The sequence below is a fragment of the Bradyrhizobium sp. Ce-3 genome, from assembly GCF_022835695.1.
Lineage (GTDB): Bacteria > Pseudomonadota > Alphaproteobacteria > Rhizobiales > Xanthobacteraceae > Bradyrhizobium.
On sequence record NZ_BQUV01000003.1, the window covers coordinates 85,547 to 106,966 of the forward strand.

A 21,420-nucleotide genomic window follows, 5' to 3' on the forward strand; every position below is an offset into this window, starting at 1 on the left:
AGAGGAGGGAGCGCGCATGGCAGGACCAGCGGTGCTGACGGTTGCCGACACGATCGCGCGGAGCTTTCTGCTCGCGGTTCAAACGCGTGGCGACAGGCCTGCGATCCGCGAGAAGAAGTTCGGCATCTGGCAACCGACCAGTTGGCGCGAATGGCTGCAGATATCCAGGGATATTGCCTTCGGCCTGCATGCGACCGGCTTCCGCCCCGGCGACGTCGCCTCGATCATCGCCAATGCGGTGCCGGAATGGGTTTATGCCGACATGGGCATCCTGTGCGCCGGCGGCGTCTCGTCCGGCATCTACCCGACCGATTCGGCGGCACAGGTCGAATACCTCATCAATGACTCCCGTACGCGGGTGATCTTCGTCGAAGACGAGGAGCAGCTCGACAAGGTGCTGACCTGCCGGTCGCGCTGCCCGACGCTGGAGAAGATCGTGGTGTTCGACATGGAGGGCCTCTCCGGCTTCTCCGATCCGATGGTGCTGTCGCTCGCCGAGTTCACCGCGCTCGGCCACAACCATGCGTGGGGCAATGACGCCTTGTGGGATGAAATGACCGGCAGCCGCACCGCTGCGGATCTCGCAATCCTGGTCTATACGTCGGGCACGACAGGGCCGCCCAAAGGCGCGATGCATTCCAACCGCAGCGTAACGCACCAGATGCGCCACGCCAACGATCTCTATCCCTCGACCGACAGCGAGGAGCGGCTGGTGTTCCTGCCGCTCTGCCATGTCGCCGAGCGGGTCGGCGGCTATTACATTTCGCTCGCGCTCGGCTCAGTGATGAATTTCGCCGAGAGCCCGGAGACGGTGCCGGACAATCTGCGCGAGGTGCAGCCGACCGCCTTCCTCGCGGTGCCCCGGATCTGGGAGAAGTTCTATTCCGGCATCACCATCGCGCTGAAGGACGCGACCCCGTTCCAGAACTGGATGTATGCCCGCGCGCTTTCGATCGGCAACCGGATGACCGAGTGCCGGCTGGAGGGCGAGACGCCGCCGCTGTCGCTGCGACTTGCCAACCGCGCGGCTTATTGGCTGGTGTTCCGCAACATCCGCCGCATGCTCGGGCTCGACCGCTGCCGGATTGCCTTGACGGGTGCCGCACCGATCTCGCCGGATCTGATCCGCTGGTATCTCGCGCTCGGCATCGACATGCGCGAGGTCTACGGCCAGACTGAGAATTGCGGCGTCGCGACCATGATGCCGGCGGACCGCATCAAGCTCGGTTCGGTCGGCAAGGCCGCGCCGTGGGGCGAGGTGATGATCTGCCCGAAGGGCGAGATCCTGATCAAGGGCGACTTCCTGTTCATGGGCTATCTCAACCAGCCGGAGAAGACCGCCGAGACGATCGACGCCAAGGGCTGGCTGCACACCGGCGATGTCGGTGCGATCGACAATGAAGGCTATGTCAAGATCACCGACCGGATGAAGGACATCATCATCACCTCCGGCGGCAAGAACATCACGCCGTCCGAGATCGAGAACCAGCTCAAATTCTCGCCCTATGTCTCGGATGCGGTCGTGATCGGCGACAAGCGGCCGTATCTCACCTGCCTGATCATGATCGATCAGGAGAATGTCGAGAAATACGCCCAGGACCAGGACATCCCTTTCACCAATTACGCGAGCCTGTGCCGTGCTCGCGAGATCCAGGACCTGATCCAGCGCGAGATCGAGGCGGTCAATGTGAAGTTCGCCCGCGTCGAGACCATCAAGAAATTCTTCCTGATCGAACGCCAGCTCACGCCCGAGGATGAGGAGCTGACGCCGACCATGAAGCTGAAGCGCAGTTTTGTGAACAAGCGCTACGCGGCCGAGATCGACGCCATGTATGGCGTGCGGGCGGTGGCTTAGAGCATGATCCGGAAAAGTGCGAAGCGGTTCTCCGGATAGATCATGCTCAAGGAGAGAGACGAGGACAGACGCAGCGAAGGAGCGAGCAGGCCCGACCCTTCGCTCAACATGGGCCATGTAAGGAGGAGACTGCAATGTCGAAATCGCTGAAGGCGCTGGGCCTTGCGGTGAGCGCGCTGGCGCTGACCTGTCTGCCGGCCGCAGCCCAGACCAAGGTCACCAATGAAGGCATCTCGCCAACCGAGATCGTGATCGGGACGCATCAGGATTTGTCCGGTCCGATCAAGGTCTGGGGCGTCCCGGTATCCAACGGCATGAAGATGGCGGTCGAGGAGATCAACGCCAGCGGCGGCATCAACGGCCGCAAGATCAAGATGATCCTGGAGGACAACGGCTACGACCCGAAGAAAGCCGTGCTGGCCTCGCAGAAGATGGTCGAGCGCGACAAGGTGTTCGCGATGATCGGCCCGATGGGGTCGCCGACCGTGCTCGCCGCGCAGGACATCCTGTTCGACGCCGGCGTGCTGCAGCTGTTTCCGCTGACCGCCGCCGAATTCACCTTCAAGTTCGATCCCGCCAAGCCGCAGGAACGTCTGAAGTTCAACAACCTCTTGCCCTATGTCGAGAGCACGCGCGCTGCGCTCAAATACATGATGGACTGGAAGAGCTTCAAGAAGCCCTGCATCATGCACCAGGACGACGAGTACGGTAAGAACGTGCTCGACGGCTTCACCCAGCAGCTCGCTGCGATGAAGGTGCAGCCGGCCTCGGTCACGAGCTACAAGCGCGGCGCCTCCGACTTCTCGGCGCAGGTCGCCAAGATGAAGTCCGATGGCTGCGACCTCGTCGTGCTGGGCACCGTGATCCGCGAGACCATCGGCGCGATGAACGAGGCCAGGAAGCTCGGCTGGGACGTGACCTTCCTCGGCGCCACCCCGACCAACGTGCTCGAAGTGCCGGCGCTCGGCAAGGAAGCCGTCGAAGGGCTCTATGCGGCGTCGGGCTTCGAGATTCCCTACGAGGACACGGCCAAGGGCAAGGTGAAGGACTGGCTGGTCAACTACAAGAAGATGTTCAACTCCGACGCCAACACGCAGGCGATCATCGGCTACAACGCGGTGATGACCTTCGCCTTCTACGCCCAGAAGGCGGGCAAGGATCTCACCGGCCAGAAGATGCTGGACGCGCTGGAGTCAGGCGACAAGTTCCTCGACATCTTCAGCTCGCCGCCGACCAAGTTCTCCAAGACCGATCATCTTGCCAACACCATCACCCAGGTGCAGCAGGTCAAGGGTGGCCGTTGGGTGCTGGTGAAGGACAATCTGATGTTCTGAGCGGATGGCCCGCGTCGCCAACCGGCTGTCATTGCGAGCGAAGCGAAGCAACCCATTCTTCTGCGCATGCGGAGCGATGGATTGCTTCGTCGCTTCGCTCCTCGCAATGACGGAAAATGAGTCTAGATCGCCTGATTTAATTCATCCGCGCCGCCGGCCGCCACGCGGCCTCGGTGACGAGCGGCGCATCGACGTAACGGCTGACGCCGTTCTGGTCGATCACGAAGGTCGGCCGAAAACTCCTGATGTCGGTATCCTCGATCATCGCCATGCGGCGGTTGTCGAGCGTCAGCCAGTGGCCGTCGAGCCGGGCCGCCACCACCGCATGGTCCTCGCCGCCGAGCAGATCATGCATGACGACGATGCGCAGATCCTCCGGCGCCACGCCGGCCTTGGCGAGCGCCACCAATTTCGCGATCGCATAGTCCTCGCAATCGCCGCTGCCGCGGGCGAATGTGGCGAGCGGCGTCGCCCAGACGTCGGGCTCGCCATAGGCCGCAAGATCGCTGCCCGGACGAATCGCAAGGTTGATGGCACGGTTGATCTCGCCGAGCCTGGCGCGGCCTTGGCGTGCCCGTCCGGCATCGACGATTGCCAGGAACCGCAGTGCTTCCGGCGACGCGCAACCGGCGCGGTCGCGCTCGCAGGCTGCGAGTTGCGCCAGTTCATCGGCGAGCTGGCGCTGCACGCCGAGCCATTTGTCGTGCAGACCGCCGTCGGCAAGCAGGCTGGTCGCGAGGCCAAACGGTTCGGTGGACGTTCTGAGCAGGGTTGCCGGGCCGGGCGAGAGCAGCGAAGCGGCATTGAGCTCGGCAACCGGCGCGGCGACGGCCAGGCCGAAGCCCAGCATCACGGCGCGCAGCGCATACGAGCGAAGCGAGAATCCCATGTGACACCCCCTGTCCGCTCGTCGGCGGGTGGACACTACACCGCACACGCGACCGGATCGTTTCATGCCGCCAGCATGACCAACGATCCGTTCGAATCGACTTAAGATGTGGGGAATCAGGCCGGCAGGCTGAAGGGCGCCTGCCCGGGGTCCCGAAAACTTTACCGGTTTGTGAAACGAACCGGCGAACCTTTATCCACCGTCTTCCGTCTCATGCTTGCCTCCTGGTTAACCGGCCGGTCCGCGCGCGGGACTGCTGTGATTTGTAAGCTCATTCACAGCTTTGGCCGGGAATTTGGAGTCAAATGCCCTCTCGGGGCTGCGGGGAAATAGAGGCAAGTACAGAAATGCCGGTTAATACCACGAATACGTGGCGGAATACCTATCTTGGCATAAATCCCACCATATGCTACCACTCCATGAGCCGAAACTACGCGGCTTCTACAAGAGTGAGCCAAGTCACACCCGCTCAAACGGCACGATCGAACCACCTTGCGCAAGCACAGGACAGTTTCGTCGAGCTTTATCCGATGATATGCAGGCAAAATCGTTCGGATATTCTTGAGTTATTAACCTTCGTGGTGCGGTGATCCGCAGTGAACTTTGTCGAGAAATTCGACGGCCATTCGCCGAACGTGGACGGTTATGTCCGCGGATCGGTGCATGTCGACAGCGTTTCCACGCACGCTCCGCCCGGCGCGATCACGGTCGACGACGGGCAATTGCTGTTCACCGGCGACTTCAAGCGAACCGGGCTCGACCTCGCCATCTCGAAGGACGACCAGGAACTCGTCCTGCACGACTACTTCAAGGGCGAGAAGCGCGCGGCGCTGGCGTCGCCCGATGGCGCGCATCTGACCGGCGACCTCGTCAACGCGCTCACCGGTTACACACAATATGCCCAGGCCGGCGGCCCGGCGGAGCCGGCCAAGGTCATCGGCCATGTCACCAAGCTGACGGGCAGTGCCACCGCCATCCGCAACGGCGTCGCCGTCGTCCTGAACCAGGGCGACAACGTCAACAAGGGTGACGTGGTTCAGTCCGGCAGCGACTCGACGCTCGGCATCACCTTCATCGACGGCACCGTGTTCGGTCTCGGACCGAACGCCAAGATGGTGCTGAACGAGATGATCTACGACCCGAACGGGTCGAGCAATTCGTCGCTGATGAGTCTCGTCTCGGGCACGATCTCGTTCGTTGCCGGCGCGACCGCCAAGCATGGCGACATGAAGGTCGATACGCCGGTCGCGACCATGGGCATCCGGGGCACCGCGGTGCTGGTCGAGATCGATTTCGACGTGCAGGGCACCGGCGGGGTGCCGCCGGCCAAATTCCAGGTGCTGGTCGAGCCCGACGGCAGCACCGGCTCCTACATCCTGTTCGACAAGACGACGCTCAATCCGATCGCGACCGTCGATCAGGCCGGCACCCAGACCATCGTCAACGGCCAGGGCAGCGTCAGCTTCGTCTCGTCGGCGCAGCTGTCGACCGACGCGCAGAAGCTGATCTCCGACGTCTTTGCGCTGAAGTTCACCGACAACAACAATCCCAACACCAAGCTCACGACGAACTTCACCGACAGCGTCGTGCCGGTCACGACCACCCTCAAGCTCGCTACCGGCGAAGTGACGTTACCGACCAGCTTTCTGCTGGCCTTGACCGGCAATGCCGGACCGCAGGCCGCTGCCCCCAAGACCGACCATGCCCCCGGGCCGCCGGCGGTCGTGACGCAGAATGCCGCGTTCACCGAGCAGGCCGGCCAGACCCATAGCGGGGCGCTCGACACGGTGACCGGCCGGATCAACTGGCTGGACGTCAATCTCGGCGACAAGCCGAGCGCGATCGTCTCCTTCAGCGCGTTCAGCTACCACGACGCCGGCGGTGCCGACGTCACCTCGTCGCTGACGGCTGCGGAACAGCAGGCCATCAAGGCCGTCGAGATTCCGCTGCTGCTCGAGCACAATCCGCTGAACACAAACTTCGGCTCGGCAACCTGGACCTACAGCCTTGCCGACGGCGCCTTCGACTTCCTGGCCGCCGGCGAGACGCTGACGCTGACCTATATCGCGCGCGTCGACAACAACTACGCGCCGAGCAACGAGACTGCGTTCAAGACCTTCACCATCACGATCACCGGCACCAACGACACGCCGGTCGTGACGTCGGCGGCGCAGGTCGGCTCGATCACCGAGCTGCCATGGACGACGAATTCCGCGGCGCCGGATACGGTGCTGGGCACCATCACGTTCACCGATGCTGACCTGACCGATACGCACACGGTCGCCATCATCGGCGTCACCGAAGCCGGCGTCACCAGCGGACTTGCCAGCCAAGCCACCGTGCTGAGCTGGTTGTCGCTGGGCGCGCTGACCGATGCGACCGACGGCGTGACGGGATCGCGCGGCTGGACGTTCTCGGCCGCCGACAAGAGCTTCGACTACCTCGCCGCCGGCGAGACGCTGACGCTGACCTACACGATTCAGATCGACGATCATCTTGGCGGTGTAATCACTGTGCCCGTGACGATCACGATCGTCGGCACCGACGACGTGCCGGTGATCACCTCGCCGACCCAGGCGGCCGCCATCACCGAGGCCCAGGGGATCACCGGTTCGGTGAAGCCGGATACCGCGACCGGTACCGTGGCCTTCACCGATGTCGATCTCAGCGACACCCACAGCGTCACCGTGGCCAGTGTCACCGAAACCGGCGTAACCACGGGACTTCCGGGTCAGGCGACGATACTGAGCTGGATGTCGCTCGGCGCGCTGAAGGATTCGACCGGCGGCGTCACCGGATCTAGCGCCTGGACGTTCTCGGCCGCCGACAAGAATTTCGACTATCTCGCAGCCGGCGAAAAACTGACGCTGACCTACCTGATCCAGGTCGACGACCATCATGGCGGCGTCGTCACCCAGCCCGTCACGATCACCATCACCGGCACCAACGACACCCCGACATTCGCATCGGAGCCGTCGACCGTCACGGTCCCCGAGATGATCGGCGAGACCGGTTCGCTCAAGCCGGACACGGCGATCGGCGTCGTGGCGTTTGCCGACGTCGACCTCAGCGACACCCACACCGTGTCGATCACCGGTGTGACCGAATCCGGAACCACCACCGGCCTGCCCGAGGACGAGTCCACGGTTCTCAACTGGCTCTCGCTCGGCACGCTGACGGATTCGACCGGCGGGGTGGCCGGGTCGCAGGCCTGGAGCTTCTCGGCCGCGGACCAGAATTTCGATTATCTCGCCGCCGGCGAGATGCTGACGCTGACCTACACGATCCAGATCGACGACCATCATGGCGGCGTGATCAGCCAGCCCGTGACGATCACGATCACCGGCAGCAATGACACGCCAACCGTCACGTCTGCGGCGCAGACGGCGATCATCCCCGAGCAGCCGGACACGACGGGTTCATCCGACCTGGACAGCGCATCGGGCGCCGTGACCTTCACCGATGTGGACCTCAGCGATACACACAGCGTGACCATCATCGGCGTGGCCGAAGCCGGAGCGATCGCGGGCCTGCCCGAGGACGAGGCCACCGTCCTGAACTGGCTGTCGCTCGGCACGTTGACGGATACCACCAATGGCGGGATCGGATCGCAGGCCTGGACGTTCTCGGCCGCGGACCAGAATTTCGACTACCTCGCCGTCGGCGAGAGCCTGACGCTGACCTACACGATCCAGATCGACGATCATCATGGCGGCGTCATCAACGAGCCCGTGACGATCACGATCAACGGCGCCAACGACGCGCCGACGCTGGCTGACGTCAATGCCGGTACGCTCACCGATACGCCAGCTGACGACACGTTCGGCGCGCTGACCGGAACGCTCCATGGCCATGATGTCGACGATGGCGAGACCGCGACGCTGACGTATGCCGCCGTCAATTCGGACCACGCTGCGGTCAACCAGATCTCGGGCCTCTACGGCGTACTCACCGTCAATCCGAACGGCACCTACAGCTATGCTCCCGACGCTGCCGCGATCAATGCGCTGGCCAAGGGAACCTATGCCGACGTCTTCACCGTCGAGACGATCGACGCGCAAGGCGCAGTTGGAACGGCCAAGCTGACCATCGATGTGATCGGCGCCGACGATGCGCCCGTGATCCATGCCGATAACATAGGCATCACCGACAATGCCAACGGGACCGAGACGATCACCGGGCTGACGGTGACGGATGTCGATGCGGCAGCCAACGAGACCTTCAGCGTAGCGGCGACGACGACGGGTTCGGGCAGCAGCGTGACGCCTGCCTCGCAGGGAGGACTTCTCTCCAGTATCAATACCGCGCTCGGATCGACCGGCCTCGTCTACAACCCCGGCCAGACCCCACCGGCGACCGACAAGATCGCGCTGTCAGTGACCGACGGCCATGGCGCGACCGATACGGTCAATCTGATCTTCAACGTCCAGCAGGATCCGCCACAGCCCGTGACGCTGACGGGGACCAGCGACAAAGACGTCTTCTTCGGATCGGGCTATCAGGACAAGTTCGTGTTCGCGCCGAACTTCAACCACGACACGATCCTGAATTTCACCCCGGGCCAGGACCAGATCGACCTGTCGACGGTCACCTCGGCAAGCACCTTCAGCAGCTGGTTCGATCAGTATGTGGCGACATCGCCGACCAATTCGGCCGATACGCTGATCACGATCGATAGTGCAGACACCATCACGTTGCACAATGTCTCGAAGGCGAGCCTGTCTCAGAACGACTTCATCATTCATTACACGTGACGGGCGTAGGCCTCCCAGAGGCCGGCGGGGCGCTGCGTTGCGCAGTGCTTGCCCGATTGGAACCCGCTCTGGCGCGTGATATCCAGACGACATGAAACGGCTGAAGGCGATACGAAGGTGGTTCGGACGGCGCTTCGGTTATGCGCGGCTGGCCTGTGTAGCGCTGCTGATCGGCTTTGCTGCGCTGCGGGCCGCGGATCCGGCCCCGGTACAGGAGCTTCGCGTCAGGACGTTTGACACATTCCAGGTGCTCGAACCCCGCCAGAAGACCGCGCGCCCCGTCACCATCGTCGACATCGACGAGAAGAGCCTCGCCGATCCCCGGCTCGGGCAATGGCCTTGGCCACGGACCCGGCTCGCCGACATCGTCACCAATCTCACCCGGCTCGGCGCCGTGGTGATCGCCTTCGACGCGGTGTTCTCCGAGCCGGACCGCCTCAACCCCGACATCGCCGCCGATACGTTCAGCAGCCTCGACGAGGAGATGCGCGCCCGGCTGCGGCAATTGCCGAGCAATGACAGCATCCTCGCCGATGCCATCAAGAATTCACGCGTGGTGCTCGGCGAATCCGGCGGGCCCAACGTGCGCGCCGACCTCAACGAGAAGCTCCCGGTCACCGGCCTTGCGACGCTCGGCGAGGAGCCGCAGCCCTTCATGTTCATGTTTCCGGGGTTGCTGCGCAATGTGCCGGTGCTGGAGGAGGCGGCCGCCGGGCGCGGCCTGTTCACGATCCGGCCGGAGCGCGACGGCATCGTGCGCCGCGTGCCGATGATCATGGTGGCGCAGGGCATCACCATGCCGTCGCTGAGCTTCGAGATGCTGCGGGTGGCGAGCGGCTCGGGCACCATCCTGATCAAGGCCGACAAGGCCGGCATCCAGAGCCTCGGCCTCAAGGGCTTTGCGATCCCGACCGACCTCCATGGCCAACTCTGGATTCACTACGCCCGCCGCGATCCCTCGATCTATGTCTCGGCCGTCGATGTGCTGGACGGGCGCGTATCCCCGGACAGGATTGCCGGCAAGCTGATCGTGATCGGCACCTCGGCGGTCGGGCTGAACGACATCAAGACGACGCCGGTGACGCCGGCAATGCCTGGGGTCGAGGTTCACGCCCAGGTGCTGGAGAGTGCGCTGACCGGCGACGTCGTTTCGCAGCCGAACTACGGCATCGGCATCGAGTTCTTCGCCGCGTTGATCATGGGGCTTCTGGTGATCGCCTTTGCGCCGAAGTTCGGTCCGATCACGCTGGTCGTCGTCGGCGGGATGTTCGCCTCGGTGCTGACCGGCGCGTCCTGGTACTTCTATTCCCAGCACCGACTGCTGATCGACTTCACCTATCCGCTGATGTCGACCACGGCGATCTATCTCACGCTGATCTTCTCCGCCTTCGTGCGCGAGCAGCAGCAGCGCCGGCAGATCAGGTCGCAATTCGTGCAGTACATGTCGCCGGCGCTGGTCGAGCAGCTGGCGCAGTCGCCGGAGCGGCTCGTGCTCGGCGGCGAGGAGCGCGAAATGACCATCATGTTCTCGGACATGCGCGGCTTCACCTCGATCTCGGAAACCTACAAGAGCGATCCGCAAGGCCTCACGGCGCTGATGAACCGTTTCCTCACGCCGCTGTCGAACGCGATCCTAGCCCGCAAGGGCACCATCGACAAATATATGGGCGACGCCATCATGGCGTTCTGGAACGCGCCGCTCGACGACAGGCAGCATCAGCTCAATGCCTGCGGCGCGGCGCTCGACATGCTGGAGCGTGTCGACGACCTCAACCGCGCGCGCGAGCAGGAGGCCAAGGACGGCGGCCATGTCTATGTGCCGCTCAACATCGGCGTCGGTCTCAACACCGGCACCTGCGTGGTCGGCAATATGGGCTCCGACGTGCGCTTCGATTACTCGGTGTTCGGCGACAGCGTCAATCTGGCCTCGCGGCTGGAGGGGCAATCAAAGGAATACGGCTTCCCGATCATCGTGGGATCGAAGACCGCGCTCGCGGTGAAGGAGAAGTTTGCGATCCTCGAGCTCGATTTCATCATGGTCAAGGGCAAGAAGGAGCCCGAAGTGATCTATGCGATCGCCGGCCGCGAAGACGTGGCGACTTCCGGCCGCTTTCAGCGGCTGCGCAACCTGACCATCGAGATGCTCGCCTGCTACCGCAGCCGCGACTGGGACGGTGCGCTCGCCGCGATCGAGCGCGGCCGCAAGACCGACGAGGCGCAGACGCTGCAATATCTCTACCGCCTCTACGAGGCGCGCATCCGCGCCTTCCAGAAGGAGCCGCCGCCGGATGACTGGGACGGCGCCTTCGCGTTGACGACGAAGTAGGTGTCTGTCGTCGTCCCGGCTGGGGACGAAGTAGACGCCACAAACCGAGCGTCGTCCCGGCGAAGGCCGGGACCCATAACCACAAATGGGCGTTGGCTGAAGAGCGTCTCGCCGCGTGCCCATTGCGCCGGCCGCGGAGTATGGGTCCCGGCCTTCGCCGGGACGACGGTGGAGAAATCTACTCCAGCCCGATCTGCGTCAGATCCTGAAACCAGTGCTGCGCCTGCACGAACCGCTTCACCTTCGGCGATAGCGCGTGCGGATTGGTGTCGTGCACCACCCACACCAGCGCCGCATCGTCGACGATCAGCGCGTGCGCCTGTGCCAGCAATTCGTCCTGCCTGGCGGTGTCGAAAGTCTGCTTGGCCTCGTCGATCAGCGCGTCGACCTTTGGGTTCTTGTAGCCGCCCCAGTTGACGCCAACCGGCGCCACCTGGCCGGAATGGAAGAAACGCACGATGGCATACAGCGGGTCCGACGTGACATAGGCGATGTTGTTGGCGGTGATGCCGGCGTTCATCTCGTCGGCCGCGCCCTTGCGCCAGTGTGAATAGAGCGTCTCAAGCTCGACCACCTTGAAGTCGATGTCGATGCCGATTTCCTTGAAGCTCTGCTGCAGGAATTCGTTCATCGGCAGCGACAGCATCTGCCCGGTGCCGCCCTGGGCGATGATGAAGGTGGTCTTCAGCGGCTTGTCCTTGGAGTAGCCGGCTTCCTCGACCAGCTTCTTGGCCGCCGCGAGGTCGTATTTCAGCTCGAAGCTCGGCTTGCCGAACCATGGGCTCGACGGGTCGACCTGGCCTTTGGCGGGCTTGGCGAGACCATTCATCAGGCCGACTACGGCATCGCGGTCGATCGCAAGGTTGAGCGCCTTGCGCAGCCGGATGTCGGTCCAGGGCGAGCCCGGCAGCACGCTCAGATGGTAATTCCAGACATGCGGCGTGACGTTGTCGACGATCCTCATGCCGGCGGCCTTGAGCTGCGGCACGGCGTCGGGCGCCGGCGTTTCGATCAGGTCGACCTGGCCGGCCAGCAGCGCGTTGGTGCGGGTCAGCGCCTCCGGCATCGGAATCAGGATCATCTTGTCGACCTTGGCCAGCCGCTTCTTGTCCCAATAGTCCGGATTCCTGGTCAGCTCGGCGAGCTCGCGCGGCACCAGCTTGGTCAGCTTGAACGGGCCGGTGCCGGAGGGCTGGCTGGCGAACTTGTCCCAGTCCTTGCCGAGCTTCTCATATTGCGCGGGGCTCGAGACCAGGAACCAGAGCATCTGGTAGGGAAAGAAGGAGTCGACAGTCTTGGTCGTGATCTCGATGGTATAGTCGTCGATCTTGGCCCAGCTCGCGACCGAAGGCAGCCGGGTCTTGACCTGCGCACTCTGCCGCTTGTCGAATTGCGGTGCCTTGTCGTTCAGCACCTTGTCGAGATTCCAGATCACCGCGTCGGCGTTGAAGTCGCTGCCATCGTGGAATTTGACGCCCTTGCGCAAGGTGAAGCGCCACTTGGTCTTGTCGTTGTCGTCGACCTTCCATTCGGTCGCAAGCCCGGGCACCAGTTTGCCTGGCCGGTCGGCAACGTCCATCTCCCAGGCCACCAGCGGATCGTAGATCGTGTAGGCGGTGAACTGGTAGGCGCCGGCGCCGCGATCGGGCTGGCCCGTCGTCAGCGGAATGTCGGCCATGGAAATGCCGTAGCGCACAACGGACTCCGCGCGCGCCGGCGCGGTTCGCCAGTTTGCGATGAGGGCGAGCAGCGTTGCCGCCATCAGGATTGAACTGCGCGCACGCATAATAAAGGCTCCGTTGCTGAAAGTCGGAGCTGAAACGTGCAAGCATGGTGCCAGAATAGGCACGGTTTCCCCGTCTTAGCCTAAGGTGGGAAGAAATGACGCGCCCAGTGGTTATTTGCTGAAGAACTATTCCCCTTGGCACACGCATTGCATACGCTTGCCCAAGAAATAATCACCAAAACGTCACCGGACTTGAAGGGGTTGCTCAGATGCGTAACAGGAAGACCAATGCGACGGCGATCATGCTGGCGCTTGCGATGGCGGCGTGTGTGCCTGCCATCGCCAGTGCCGAGACCGTGCTGCGTATTGGCATGACGGCTGCCGATATTCCGCGCACGCTCGGCCAGCCCGACCAGGGTTTTGAGGGCAATCGCTTCACCGGCCTGACGATGTACGACGCGCTGACGATGTGGGACCTGTCCTCGGCGGACAAGGCGAGCGCGTTGATCCCGGGCCTCGCCACCGAGTGGAAGGTCGACGATGCCGACAAGACCAAATGGGTTTTCAAGCTACGTCCCGGCGTCACCTTTCATGACGGCTCGCCGCTCAATGCCGATGCCGTGGTCTGGAACGTCGACAAGGTCCTGAAGCAGGACGCACCGCAATTCGATCCCAGCCAGGTCGGCGTCACCGCCTCGCGCATGCCGACCCTGGTTTCGGCGCGCAAGATCGACGACATGACGGTGGAGCTCACCACCAAGGAGCCGGACAGCTTCCTGCCGATCAACCTCACCAATCTGTTCATGGCGAGCCCGGCCAAATGGCAACAATTCTACGACAAGGCCGAAGGCGCCGATGCCAAGGCGAAGTCGCAGGCTGCCTGGGCCGCGTTCGCCAAGGATGCGTCGGGCACCGGCCCCTGGAAGATGTCGAGCTTCACCCCGCGCGAGCGGCTCGAGCTGGTGAAGAACGACAACTACTGGGACAAGGCGCGCGTGCCGAAGACCGACAAGATGGTGCTGTTGCCGATGCCGGAGGCTAACGCGCGCACCGCGGCGCTGCTGTCCGGGCAGGTCAACTGGATCGAGGCGCCGGCGCCGGATGCGCTGCCTGAGATCAAGCAACGCGGCTTCAATCTCTATTCCAACGAGGAGCCGCATGTCTGGCCGTGGCAATTCTCGCGCGTCGAGGGCTCGCCGTGGAATGACATCCGCGTCCGCAAGGCCGCCAATCTCTGCATCGATCGCGAAGGACTGCGTGACGGCCTGCTCGCGGGCCTGATGGTGCCGGCGACCGGGACGTTCGAGCCCGGCCATCCCTGGCGCGGCAACCCGACGTTCCAGATCAAATACGACAAGCCAGCCGCGCAGAAGCTGATGCAGGAGGCGGGCTTTGGTCCGAACAAGAAGCTGACCGTGAAGATCCAGACCTCGGCGTCAGGGTCGGGCCAGATGCTGCCGCTGCCGATGAACGAGTATCTGCAACAGGCTTTGGCCGAGTGCTATTTCGATGTGCAGCTCGACGTCATCGAGTGGAATACGCTGTTCACCAACTGGCGGCGCGGCGCCAAGGATCCGTCGGCCAACGGTTCGAATGCGACCAACGTCACCTATGCCGCGATGGATCCGTTCTTCGCGCTGGTGCGCTTCCTGCAATCGGGCATGGCGCCGCCGGTCTCGAACAATTGGGGCTTCATCAACAATCCGAAGTTCGACGAGCTGGTGAAAAAGGCGCGCCAGACCTTCGAGCCGGCGGCCCGCGACGCGGCGCTCGCCGAGCTGCACGCCGCCTCGGTCGACGACGCGGCGTTCCTGTACGTCGCCCACGATGTCGCGCCGCGTGCGATGAGCCCGAAGATCAAGGGCTTCGTGCAGCCGAAGAGCTGGTTCGTCGACTTCTCGCCGGTCACGGTCGCGCCGTGACGCCGGCGGCGTAAACCGGTGCACCCTCTCCCCTGTGGGAGAGGGTGGCTTCGCGGCAGCGAAGCCGGGTGAGGGGGTCTCCGCGGACGCTCCTCCCCGATCTGAAGTGACGATGTCCGCGGACAGAACCCCTCATCCGGCGCGCTCGCGCGCCACCTTCTTCCACAAGGGGAGAAGGAAGAAAGAACGCAACGTGCTCGCCTATACGTCCAGACGGATCGTCTACGTCATTCCGATCGTGCTCAGCGTCGCGCTGGTGTGCTTCCTTCTGGTGCATATCACGCCCGGCGATCCGCTGGTCGCGGTGCTGCCGGCCGATGCCTCGCAGGAGCTTGCCGCGCAATTGCGCACGGCCTACGGCTTCGATCGCCCGCTGCCCGTGCAGTTCGGGCTGTGGCTGTGGCGCGCGATCCATGGCGATCTCGGCAACTCGATCGCGACCGGGCGCCCCGTCCTGTCGGAGGTGATGCGCGCGGTCGGCAACACCGTGATGCTGGCGATCGCGGCTGCGATGATCGGCTTCACGCTCGGCCTGCTGTTTGGCCTGATCGCCGGTTATTTCCGCGACACCTGGGTCGACAAGGTTGCGACCTCGATCGCCATCGCCGGCGTCTCGCTGCCGCATTACTGGCTCGGCATGGTGCTGGTCATCATCTTCTCGGTGCAGCTCAACTGGCTGCCGGCGGTCGGAGCAGGTCCCGGCGGCTCCGGCGCCTGGGCGTGGGACTGGGAGCATCTGCGCTATCTGGTGCTACCCGCGATCACCACCGCGGTGATCCCGATGGGTATCGTCACCCGCACGGTACGCGCGCTGACCGGCGATATCCTGAGCCAGGATTTCGTCGAAGCGTTGCGCGCCAAGGGCCTGCGCGAGACCGAGGTGTTCCATCACGTCATCAAGAACGCGGCGCCGACTGCGCTTGCGGTGATGGGTCTGCAACTCGGCTACATGCTCGGCGGCTCGATCCTGATCGAGACCGTGTTCTCCTGGCCGGGCTCGGGGCTGCTGCTGAACTCGGCGATCTTCCAGCGCGATCTGCCGTTGCTGCAGGGCACGATCCTGGTGCTGGCGTTGTTCTTCGTCCTGCTCAATCTCCTGGTCGATATCGCGCAAGCCGCGATCGATCCGCGGATCAAGCGGAGCTGACCAATGAGTGCGATGAGCGATACCGCATTGCAGGCTGCCCCCGCGACCAAGGCGCGCGGCTACTGGGCGACGGTCGGGCGCCGCATCCGGCGCGACAAGGTCAGCATGGTCTGCGCCATCATCCTGGTGCTGATCTTTGCCTCGGCGTTGCTTGCGCCGTGGCTGCATCTCGCCGATCCCTACCAGGGCTCGATGATCCGCCGCCTTCGCCATATCGGCACGCCGGGCTATCTGCTCGGCACCGACGAGCTCGGGCGCGACATGCTGGCGCGGCTGATCTATGGCGGCCGGCTGTCGCTGGTGATCGGCATCCTGCCGGTGATCTTCGCTTTCGTGATCGGCACCTCGCTCGGCCTCGTCGCCGGCTATGTCGGCGGCAAGCTCAACACCGCGATCATGCGCACCGTCGACGTGTTCTACGCCTTCCCGTCGGTGCTGCTGGCGATCGCGATCTCGGGCGCGCTCGGCGCCGGCATCACCAATTCGATCGTGTCGCTGACCATCGTGTTCGTGCCGCAGATCACCCGCGTTGCCGAAAGCGTCACGACCGGCGTTCGCAACATGGATTTCGTCGAGGCCGCGCGTGCGTCGGGCGCGGGTCCCTTCACCATCATGCGCGTGCACATGCTCGGCAATGTGCTCGGCCCGATCTTCGTCTACGCCACCGGCCTGATCTCGGTGTCGATGATCCTCGCCGCCGGCCTCTCGTTCCTCGGGCTCGGCACCAAGCCGCCGGAACCGGAATGGGGCTTGATGCTGAACACGCTGCGCACCGCGATCTATGTCAATCCGTGGGTCGCGGCGCTGCCGGGTGCGATGATCTTCGCGGTCTCGATCTGCTTCAACCTGCTCAGCGACGGCATGCGCAGCGCCATGGACATCAGGAACTAGTGTGATGACGGATGCGAATCCCGTAACCGACATGCTGGAGCCGGTCGCCGACATCGGCGGTGCCGCGCAGCCGCTGCTGCAGGTCAACGGGCTGACCAAACACTTCCCGGTGCGCGGCGGACTGTTCAGTCCGCGCAAGACCGTGCGGGCCGTCGATGACGTCAGCTTCGCGGTGATGAAGGGCGAGACCGTCGGCATCGTCGGCGAATCCGGCTGCGGCAAGTCGACCACGGCGCGGCTCTTGATGCATTTGATGACGCGCGACGCCGGCGACATCATCTATGACGGACGGCAGGTCGGCCCGGCGCTCTCGCTGCGCGATCTGCGGCGCGGCGTGCAGATGGTGTTCCAGGACAGCTACGCCTCGCTCAATCCGCGCCTCACCATCGAGGAGTCGATCGCCTTCGGACCGAAGGTCCACGGCATGGCCGACGACACGGCGCGGACCCTGGCGCGTGAGCTGCTCGGCAAGGTCGGCCTGCGGCCGGAGATATTCGCCAACCGCTATCCGCATGAAGTGTCCGGCGGCCAGCGCCAGCGCGTCAACATCGCCCGCGCGCTGGCGCTGTCGCCGCGGCTCGTGATCCTCGACGAGGCGGTTTCCGCGCTCGACAAATCGGTCGAGGCGCAGGTGCTCAATCTGCTCGCCGACCTGAAGCGCGAATTCGGCCTGACCTACCTCTTCATCAGCCACGATCTCAACGTCGTCCGCTACATCTCCGACCGCGTGCTGGTGATGTATCTCGGCGAGGTCGTCGAGCTCGGCCCGGTCGACGCGGTGTGGGCCGCGCCGGCGCACCCCTATACCCGCGCGTTGCTGGCGGCGATGCCGTCATCCGATCCCGACAGGCGCACCGAGGTGCCGCCGATTTCGGGTGATCCGCCCAATCCGATCGATCCGCCCTCGGGATGCCGGTTTCACACCCGTTGCCCATTCGCGGAGCCGCTCTGCGCAAACGTCACGCCAAAACTCAGCGATCTCGATACAATGGGCCATCAAGCGGCGTGCTACATGGCCATTCCTGGCTCGGGGCACAGCCGCGCGCCGGCAAAAGCAAAAGGAGAAAACGCGGCATGACGAGACCCACTCCCAAGGACGTCAAGGTGATCGCGCAGGTCGCCGACCTGCCCGCCGACGACGAAGTCGCCACCCGCATCGCCAATTCGATCGGGCCGGCTTTCGACGGTTTCGCACCGATCTCCGGCACGCTGCCCTTCGATCTCGAACCCGCGAGCTTCCTGCTGGCGCAGATCGCAAAGGTGTCGAAATGAGCGCTGATCCGGCCCTGATGACATTAACCGCAGTCGCCAAGGCGATTGCCGACAAGAAACTCTCCTCGCATGAGGTAACGCGCGCCGTGCTGCACCGCATTGCGGAATGGCAGCCGCGGCTGAACGCCTATATGGCGATCGAATCCGAACAGGCGCTCGCCGCCGCCAGCGAAGCCGATGCCGCGCTTGCCAAGGGCAGTTCGCGTGGCCCGCTGCATGGCGTGCCGCTGGCGCACAAGGACATGTATTACGATGCCGGCAAGGTCGTGACCTGCGGTTCGCTGATCCGCCGCGACTTCGTGCCGAAGACGACGTCGACGGCGTTGCAGCGGCTGAAGGATGCCGGACAGATCCGGCTCGGCTCGCTGCAGATGGTCGAGTTCGCTTTCGGGCCGACCGGACACAACGTGCACTACGGGGCGGTGCGCAATCCCTGGAATGTCGAGCACATCACCGGCGGCTCGTCGTCGGGGTCGGGCTCGGCGGTCGCCGCGCGGCTCACCTTTGCCGCGCTCGGCTCCGACACCGGCGGATCGATCCGGATGCCGGCGCATTTCTGCGGCGTCACCGGGCTGAAGACCACGGTCGGCCGCGTCAGCCGGGCCGGCGCGATGCCGCTGTCGCAGTCACTCGATACCGTCGGTCCGCTGGCGCAGACCGCGGAAGACTGTGCGCTGCTGCTCGGCCTGATGGCTGGTGCCGATCCGGAGGATCTCACCGCGTCGACGCAGCCGGTGCCCGACTACATGGCCGCGACCAGACAGTCGCTGAAGGGTCTGAAGATCGGTGTGCCGACGGCGTTCTATATAGACGACCTCGATCCCGAGGTGGCGCGCAGTCTCGACGAGACCGTTGCCACGCTGAAGAAAGAGGGCGCCGAGATCGTCAAGGTCGAGTTGTCCGATCAGCGCCAGCTCTCGTCGGCCTCGCAACTGGTGCTCGCGGTCGAGGCCGCCGCCCTCCACAAGCGCTGGATGATCGAGCGGCCGCAGGATTACGGCGCGCAGGTTCTGATGCGACTGCAGAACGGCCTGACCATTCCGGCCGTCACCTATCTCGAAGCGATGCGCTGGCGTGGCCCGGCGCTCGCCGCGCACAATGCGGCGGTCAACGGGATCGATGCCGTCATCGCGCCGTCGTCGCCGGTGCCGGCGCCGACCATTGCCGAGAGCGATGTCGGCAACGGTCCGGGCGCCGACGCGGTGCTGCAGCGGCTGACGCGGTTCACTCGCCCCGTCAACTATCTCGGCCTGCCGTCACTCTCGATTCCATCGGGCTTCACGAAGTCAGGCCTGCCAGTAGGCATGCAACTGATCGGCCGTTCCTTCGAGGAAGCGACATTGCTCCGGATCGGCGCGGCCTTCCAGCGCGCGACCGACTTCCACGCCAGGGTGCCCAAACTCGCATGACCAATCTCGTCGAGATCAACAACCTCAACATCCGCTTCACCGGCGACCGCACGGTCCATGCCGTGAACGACCTTAGCTTGCGGCTCGGCGAGGGCGAGGTGTTGGGGCTGCTCGGCGAGTCCGGCTCGGGCAAGAGCGTGACGCTGCGCGCACTGATGCGGCTGTTGCCGCGAAAGCGCACGCAGATCTCCGGTAGCGTCAAGGTGCTGGGGCAGGAGGTGTTGGCGATGGATGACGACGCGCTGTCCGCGTTCCGCGGCCAGACCGTTTCGATGATCTTCCAGGAGCCGGCGCTGGCGCTCGATCCGGTCTACACCATCGGCCGCCAGATCGCGGAGACGGTGATGCGCCACGAGGGCAAGAGCGAACGCGAGGCCACCGCGCGCGCGCTCGAGATGCTCGAAGTGGTGCGAATCCCCTCCGCCAAGCGACGGCTGGACTCATATCCGCACGAGATGTCGGGCGGCATGCGCCAGCGCGCGATGATCGCGCTCGCGCTGGCCTGCAAGCCGAAGATCCTGCTCGCGGACGAGCCGACCACGGCGCTCGATGCCACCGTGCAGATCCAGATCCTGCTGCTGCTGCGCGAACTGCAGCGCGAGTTCGGCATGTCGGTCATCTTCGTCACCCACGACATCGGGGTCGCCATCGAGATCTGCGACCGGGTCGCGGTGATGTATGCCGGCCAGATCGTGGAGCAGGGCGCGCTGCGCGACATCGTGCGCACGCCGGTGCATCCTTATGCGAAGGGCCTGCTGGCCTCGACCATCCATGGCGCGCTGCGCGGCCAGCGGCTCGAGACCATCCCGGGTACGCCGCCTTCGCTCGACCAGGCCCCGGCCAGCTGCTCCTTTGCGCCGCGCTGCAAGTTCGCCGAGCAACGTTGCAGCGAGAGCTTGCCGCCGAGCGTGCAGGTCGCTCCCGGTCACCTTGCACGCTGCGTCCTGGCTGAATCCGCCGCCGCCGCGGTCTAGCTGGCGCGCGCGACCGCGTCGGCGATCCAGCGCCGCACGGCTGATATCCGCCGGTCGCGTGCCTGTTCGGTGCGGGACACCAGATAGATCGTCTCGCTGTGGACGGGCTCGAACGCAAACGGCGCCACCAACCGCTTGCCGAAGCCCGGCCGCGCCTTGATCAGGGGCGCCATGGCCAGCGCCACGCCGAGCCCGTGTTCGGCGGCCTCCAGCATCGCCGGCACGCTGTCGAGCCACAGGTGTCCTCGTGGCGAAAGATTTGGCAGCCCGGCCTCCTTCAGCCACGCCGGCCACGCCCGCGGTTGCGTCGTAACATGGATCAGCACCTCGCGCGACAGGTCGGCAGGCGTCCGAAGACCGGCCTTGACCAGCGTCGGCGTACAGACCGGCAATCCCGTGACCTTGACCAGCGGCTCGACCTTCAGCCCGGCGGCATGTTCCCGCCCGTAACGGATCGCGACATCGACGCGCGAGCTTGCGAAGTCGGCATATTGATGGGTGGCCTCGATCCGCAGCATCAGCTGCGGATGGCGCCGCTTGAACTCCGGCAGCGCCGGCAGCAGCACGGCGCTGGTGAAGAACGGCAGCGAGCTGATCCAGAGTTCGCCGCTGGCCTCGCCACGTTGCCGCAGCATGTCGCGGCTCGCCTCCTGCAAGGTCGCCAGCGCCACCGATACTTTTGCCAGATACCGCTCGCCGTCGTCGGTCAATCGCACCGAGCGCGCGCCGCGGATGAACAGCCTGGTGCCGAACTGCTGTTCCAACCCGCGGATCTGGTGGCTGATCGCGGATGGGCTCAGCGACAGGTCGCGTGCGGCGCGGCGGAAGCTGAGCTGGGTGGCCGCGCGCTCGAAGGCGAGCAGCGCCGAAAGAGGCGGGATGGCCCGCGGGTCGGGGGCATCCAATGGATGAATTCTGCTC

At 64.5% G+C, this 21,420-nt stretch carries 14 protein-coding genes; 11 read left to right on the forward strand and 3 right to left on the reverse strand.

Features of this window, described 5'->3' with window-relative positions; all coding sequences use genetic code 11:
* Positions 1-16 precede the first annotated feature (16 nt).
* Both BRSPCE3_RS11490 and BRSPCE3_RS11495 read left to right on the forward strand, forming a co-directional pair.
* Positions 17-1,855, forward strand: coding sequence for a long-chain fatty acid--CoA ligase (locus tag BRSPCE3_RS11490; protein ID WP_244065931.1), 1,839 nt, complete (start codon positions 17-19; stop codon positions 1,853-1,855).
* A gap of 134 nt (positions 1,856-1,989) precedes the next feature.
* Positions 1,990-3,189: an ABC transporter substrate-binding protein gene (locus tag BRSPCE3_RS11495; protein WP_244065932.1), complete on the forward strand. Its 1,200-nt coding sequence runs from the start codon at positions 1,990-1,992 to the stop codon at positions 3,187-3,189.
* A gap of 136 nt (positions 3,190-3,325) precedes the next feature.
* Here BRSPCE3_RS11495 and BRSPCE3_RS11500 read toward each other — a convergent pair whose 3' ends face one another.
* The gene (locus tag BRSPCE3_RS11500; protein ID WP_244065933.1) at positions 3,326-4,078 is read right to left on the reverse strand and encodes a transglutaminase-like cysteine peptidase; all 753 of its coding nucleotides are present in this window, start codon (positions 4,076-4,078) and stop codon (positions 3,326-3,328) included.
* Positions 4,079-4,674: 596 nt separating this feature from the next.
* Here BRSPCE3_RS11500 and BRSPCE3_RS11505 point away from each other — a divergent pair.
* Together BRSPCE3_RS11505 and BRSPCE3_RS11510 are read left to right on the forward strand one after the other, a co-directional pair.
* Positions 4,675-8,832 (forward strand): VCBS domain-containing protein, encoded by a 4,158-nt coding sequence (locus tag BRSPCE3_RS11505; protein ID WP_244065934.1) that lies wholly within the window; start codon positions 4,675-4,677, stop codon positions 8,830-8,832.
* A gap of 91 nt (positions 8,833-8,923) precedes the next feature.
* The gene (locus tag BRSPCE3_RS11510) at positions 8,924-11,158 is read left to right on the forward strand and encodes a CHASE2 domain-containing protein (protein ID WP_244065935.1); all 2,235 of its coding nucleotides are present in this window, start codon (positions 8,924-8,926) and stop codon (positions 11,156-11,158) included.
* Between the two features lie 178 nt (positions 11,159-11,336).
* On the opposite strand, the gene BRSPCE3_RS11515 is transcribed toward BRSPCE3_RS11510, so the two are convergent.
* Positions 11,337-12,944, reverse strand: a complete 1,608-nt coding sequence (locus tag BRSPCE3_RS11515; RefSeq protein WP_375709896.1) for an ABC transporter substrate-binding protein — start codon at positions 12,942-12,944, stop codon at positions 11,337-11,339.
* Between the two features lie 242 nt (positions 12,945-13,186).
* Here BRSPCE3_RS11515 and BRSPCE3_RS11520 point away from each other — a divergent pair, with 242 nt between their 5' ends.
* The 7 genes from BRSPCE3_RS11520 to BRSPCE3_RS11550 all read left to right on the forward strand — a co-directional run bounded on the left by BRSPCE3_RS11520 (position 13,187) and on the right by BRSPCE3_RS11550 (position 20,499).
* Positions 13,187-14,806, forward strand: coding sequence for an ABC transporter substrate-binding protein (locus tag BRSPCE3_RS11520; protein WP_244066521.1), 1,620 nt, complete (start codon positions 13,187-13,189; stop codon positions 14,804-14,806).
* A 193-nt stretch (positions 14,807-14,999) separates the two neighbouring features.
* Entirely contained in the window at positions 15,000-15,953 is a 954-nt protein-coding gene (locus BRSPCE3_RS11525) for an ABC transporter permease (protein ID WP_244066522.1), read from the forward strand.
* A 3-nt stretch (positions 15,954-15,956) separates the two neighbouring features.
* Positions 15,957-16,844, forward strand: coding sequence for an ABC transporter permease (locus tag BRSPCE3_RS11530; protein ID WP_244065936.1), 888 nt, complete (start codon positions 15,957-15,959; stop codon positions 16,842-16,844).
* A gap of 4 nt (positions 16,845-16,848) precedes the next feature.
* The gene (locus BRSPCE3_RS11535; RefSeq protein WP_244065937.1) at positions 16,849-17,922 is read left to right on the forward strand and encodes an ABC transporter ATP-binding protein; all 1,074 of its coding nucleotides are present in this window, start codon (positions 16,849-16,851) and stop codon (positions 17,920-17,922) included.
* Positions 17,919-18,116 (forward strand): hypothetical protein, encoded by a 198-nt coding sequence (locus tag BRSPCE3_RS11540; RefSeq protein WP_244065938.1) that lies wholly within the window; start codon positions 17,919-17,921, stop codon positions 18,114-18,116. Before BRSPCE3_RS11535 ends, BRSPCE3_RS11540 begins: the two co-directional genes overlap by 4 nt.
* The gene (locus BRSPCE3_RS11545) at positions 18,113-19,525 is read left to right on the forward strand and encodes an amidase (protein WP_244065939.1); all 1,413 of its coding nucleotides are present in this window, start codon (positions 18,113-18,115) and stop codon (positions 19,523-19,525) included. The genes BRSPCE3_RS11540 and BRSPCE3_RS11545 overlap by 4 nt, the downstream gene beginning before the upstream one ends.
* Complete coding sequence (locus tag BRSPCE3_RS11550) at positions 19,522-20,499, forward strand: ABC transporter ATP-binding protein (protein ID WP_244065940.1); 978 nt, start codon at positions 19,522-19,524, stop codon at positions 20,497-20,499. Before BRSPCE3_RS11545 ends, BRSPCE3_RS11550 begins: the two co-directional genes overlap by 4 nt.
* On the opposite strand, the gene BRSPCE3_RS11555 is transcribed toward BRSPCE3_RS11550, so the two are convergent.
* A complete protein-coding gene (locus BRSPCE3_RS11555; RefSeq protein WP_244065941.1) occupies positions 20,496-21,404 on the reverse strand; it encodes a LysR substrate-binding domain-containing protein in 909 nt (302 codons plus the stop codon). The genes BRSPCE3_RS11550 and BRSPCE3_RS11555 overlap by 4 nt on opposite strands.
* Positions 21,405-21,420: the final 16 nt, after the last annotated feature.

Bases quoted from the DNA above. Each gene is read 5' to 3' on its own strand.
- BRSPCE3_RS11490 (WP_244065931.1), top strand. From the start codon at position 17: ATGGCAGGACCAGCGGTGCTGACGGTTGCCGACACGATCGCGCGGAGC.
- BRSPCE3_RS11520 (WP_244066521.1), top strand. From the start codon at position 13,187: ATGCTGGCGCTTGCGATGGCGGCGTGTGTGCCTGCCATCGCCAGTGCC.
- BRSPCE3_RS11545 (WP_244065939.1), top strand. From the start codon at position 18,113: ATGAGCGCTGATCCGGCCCTGATGACATTAACCGCAGTCGCCAAGGCG.
- BRSPCE3_RS11540 (WP_244065938.1), top strand. From the start codon at position 17,919: ATGACGAGACCCACTCCCAAGGACGTCAAGGTGATCGCGCAGGTCGCC.
- BRSPCE3_RS11515 (WP_375709896.1), bottom strand. From the start codon at position 12,944: ATGCGTGCGCGCAGTTCAATCCTGATGGCGGCAACGCTGCTCGCCCTC.
- BRSPCE3_RS11550 (WP_244065940.1), top strand. From the start codon at position 19,522: ATGACCAATCTCGTCGAGATCAACAACCTCAACATCCGCTTCACCGGC.
- BRSPCE3_RS11500 (WP_244065933.1), bottom strand. From the start codon at position 4,078: ATGGGATTCTCGCTTCGCTCGTATGCGCTGCGCGCCGTGATGCTGGGC.
- BRSPCE3_RS11530 (WP_244065936.1), top strand. From the start codon at position 15,957: ATGAGTGCGATGAGCGATACCGCATTGCAGGCTGCCCCCGCGACCAAG.
- BRSPCE3_RS11510 (WP_244065935.1), top strand. From the start codon at position 8,924: ATGAAACGGCTGAAGGCGATACGAAGGTGGTTCGGACGGCGCTTCGGT.
- BRSPCE3_RS11535 (WP_244065937.1), top strand. From the start codon at position 16,849: ATGACGGATGCGAATCCCGTAACCGACATGCTGGAGCCGGTCGCCGAC.
- BRSPCE3_RS11495 (WP_244065932.1), top strand. From the start codon at position 1,990: ATGTCGAAATCGCTGAAGGCGCTGGGCCTTGCGGTGAGCGCGCTGGCG.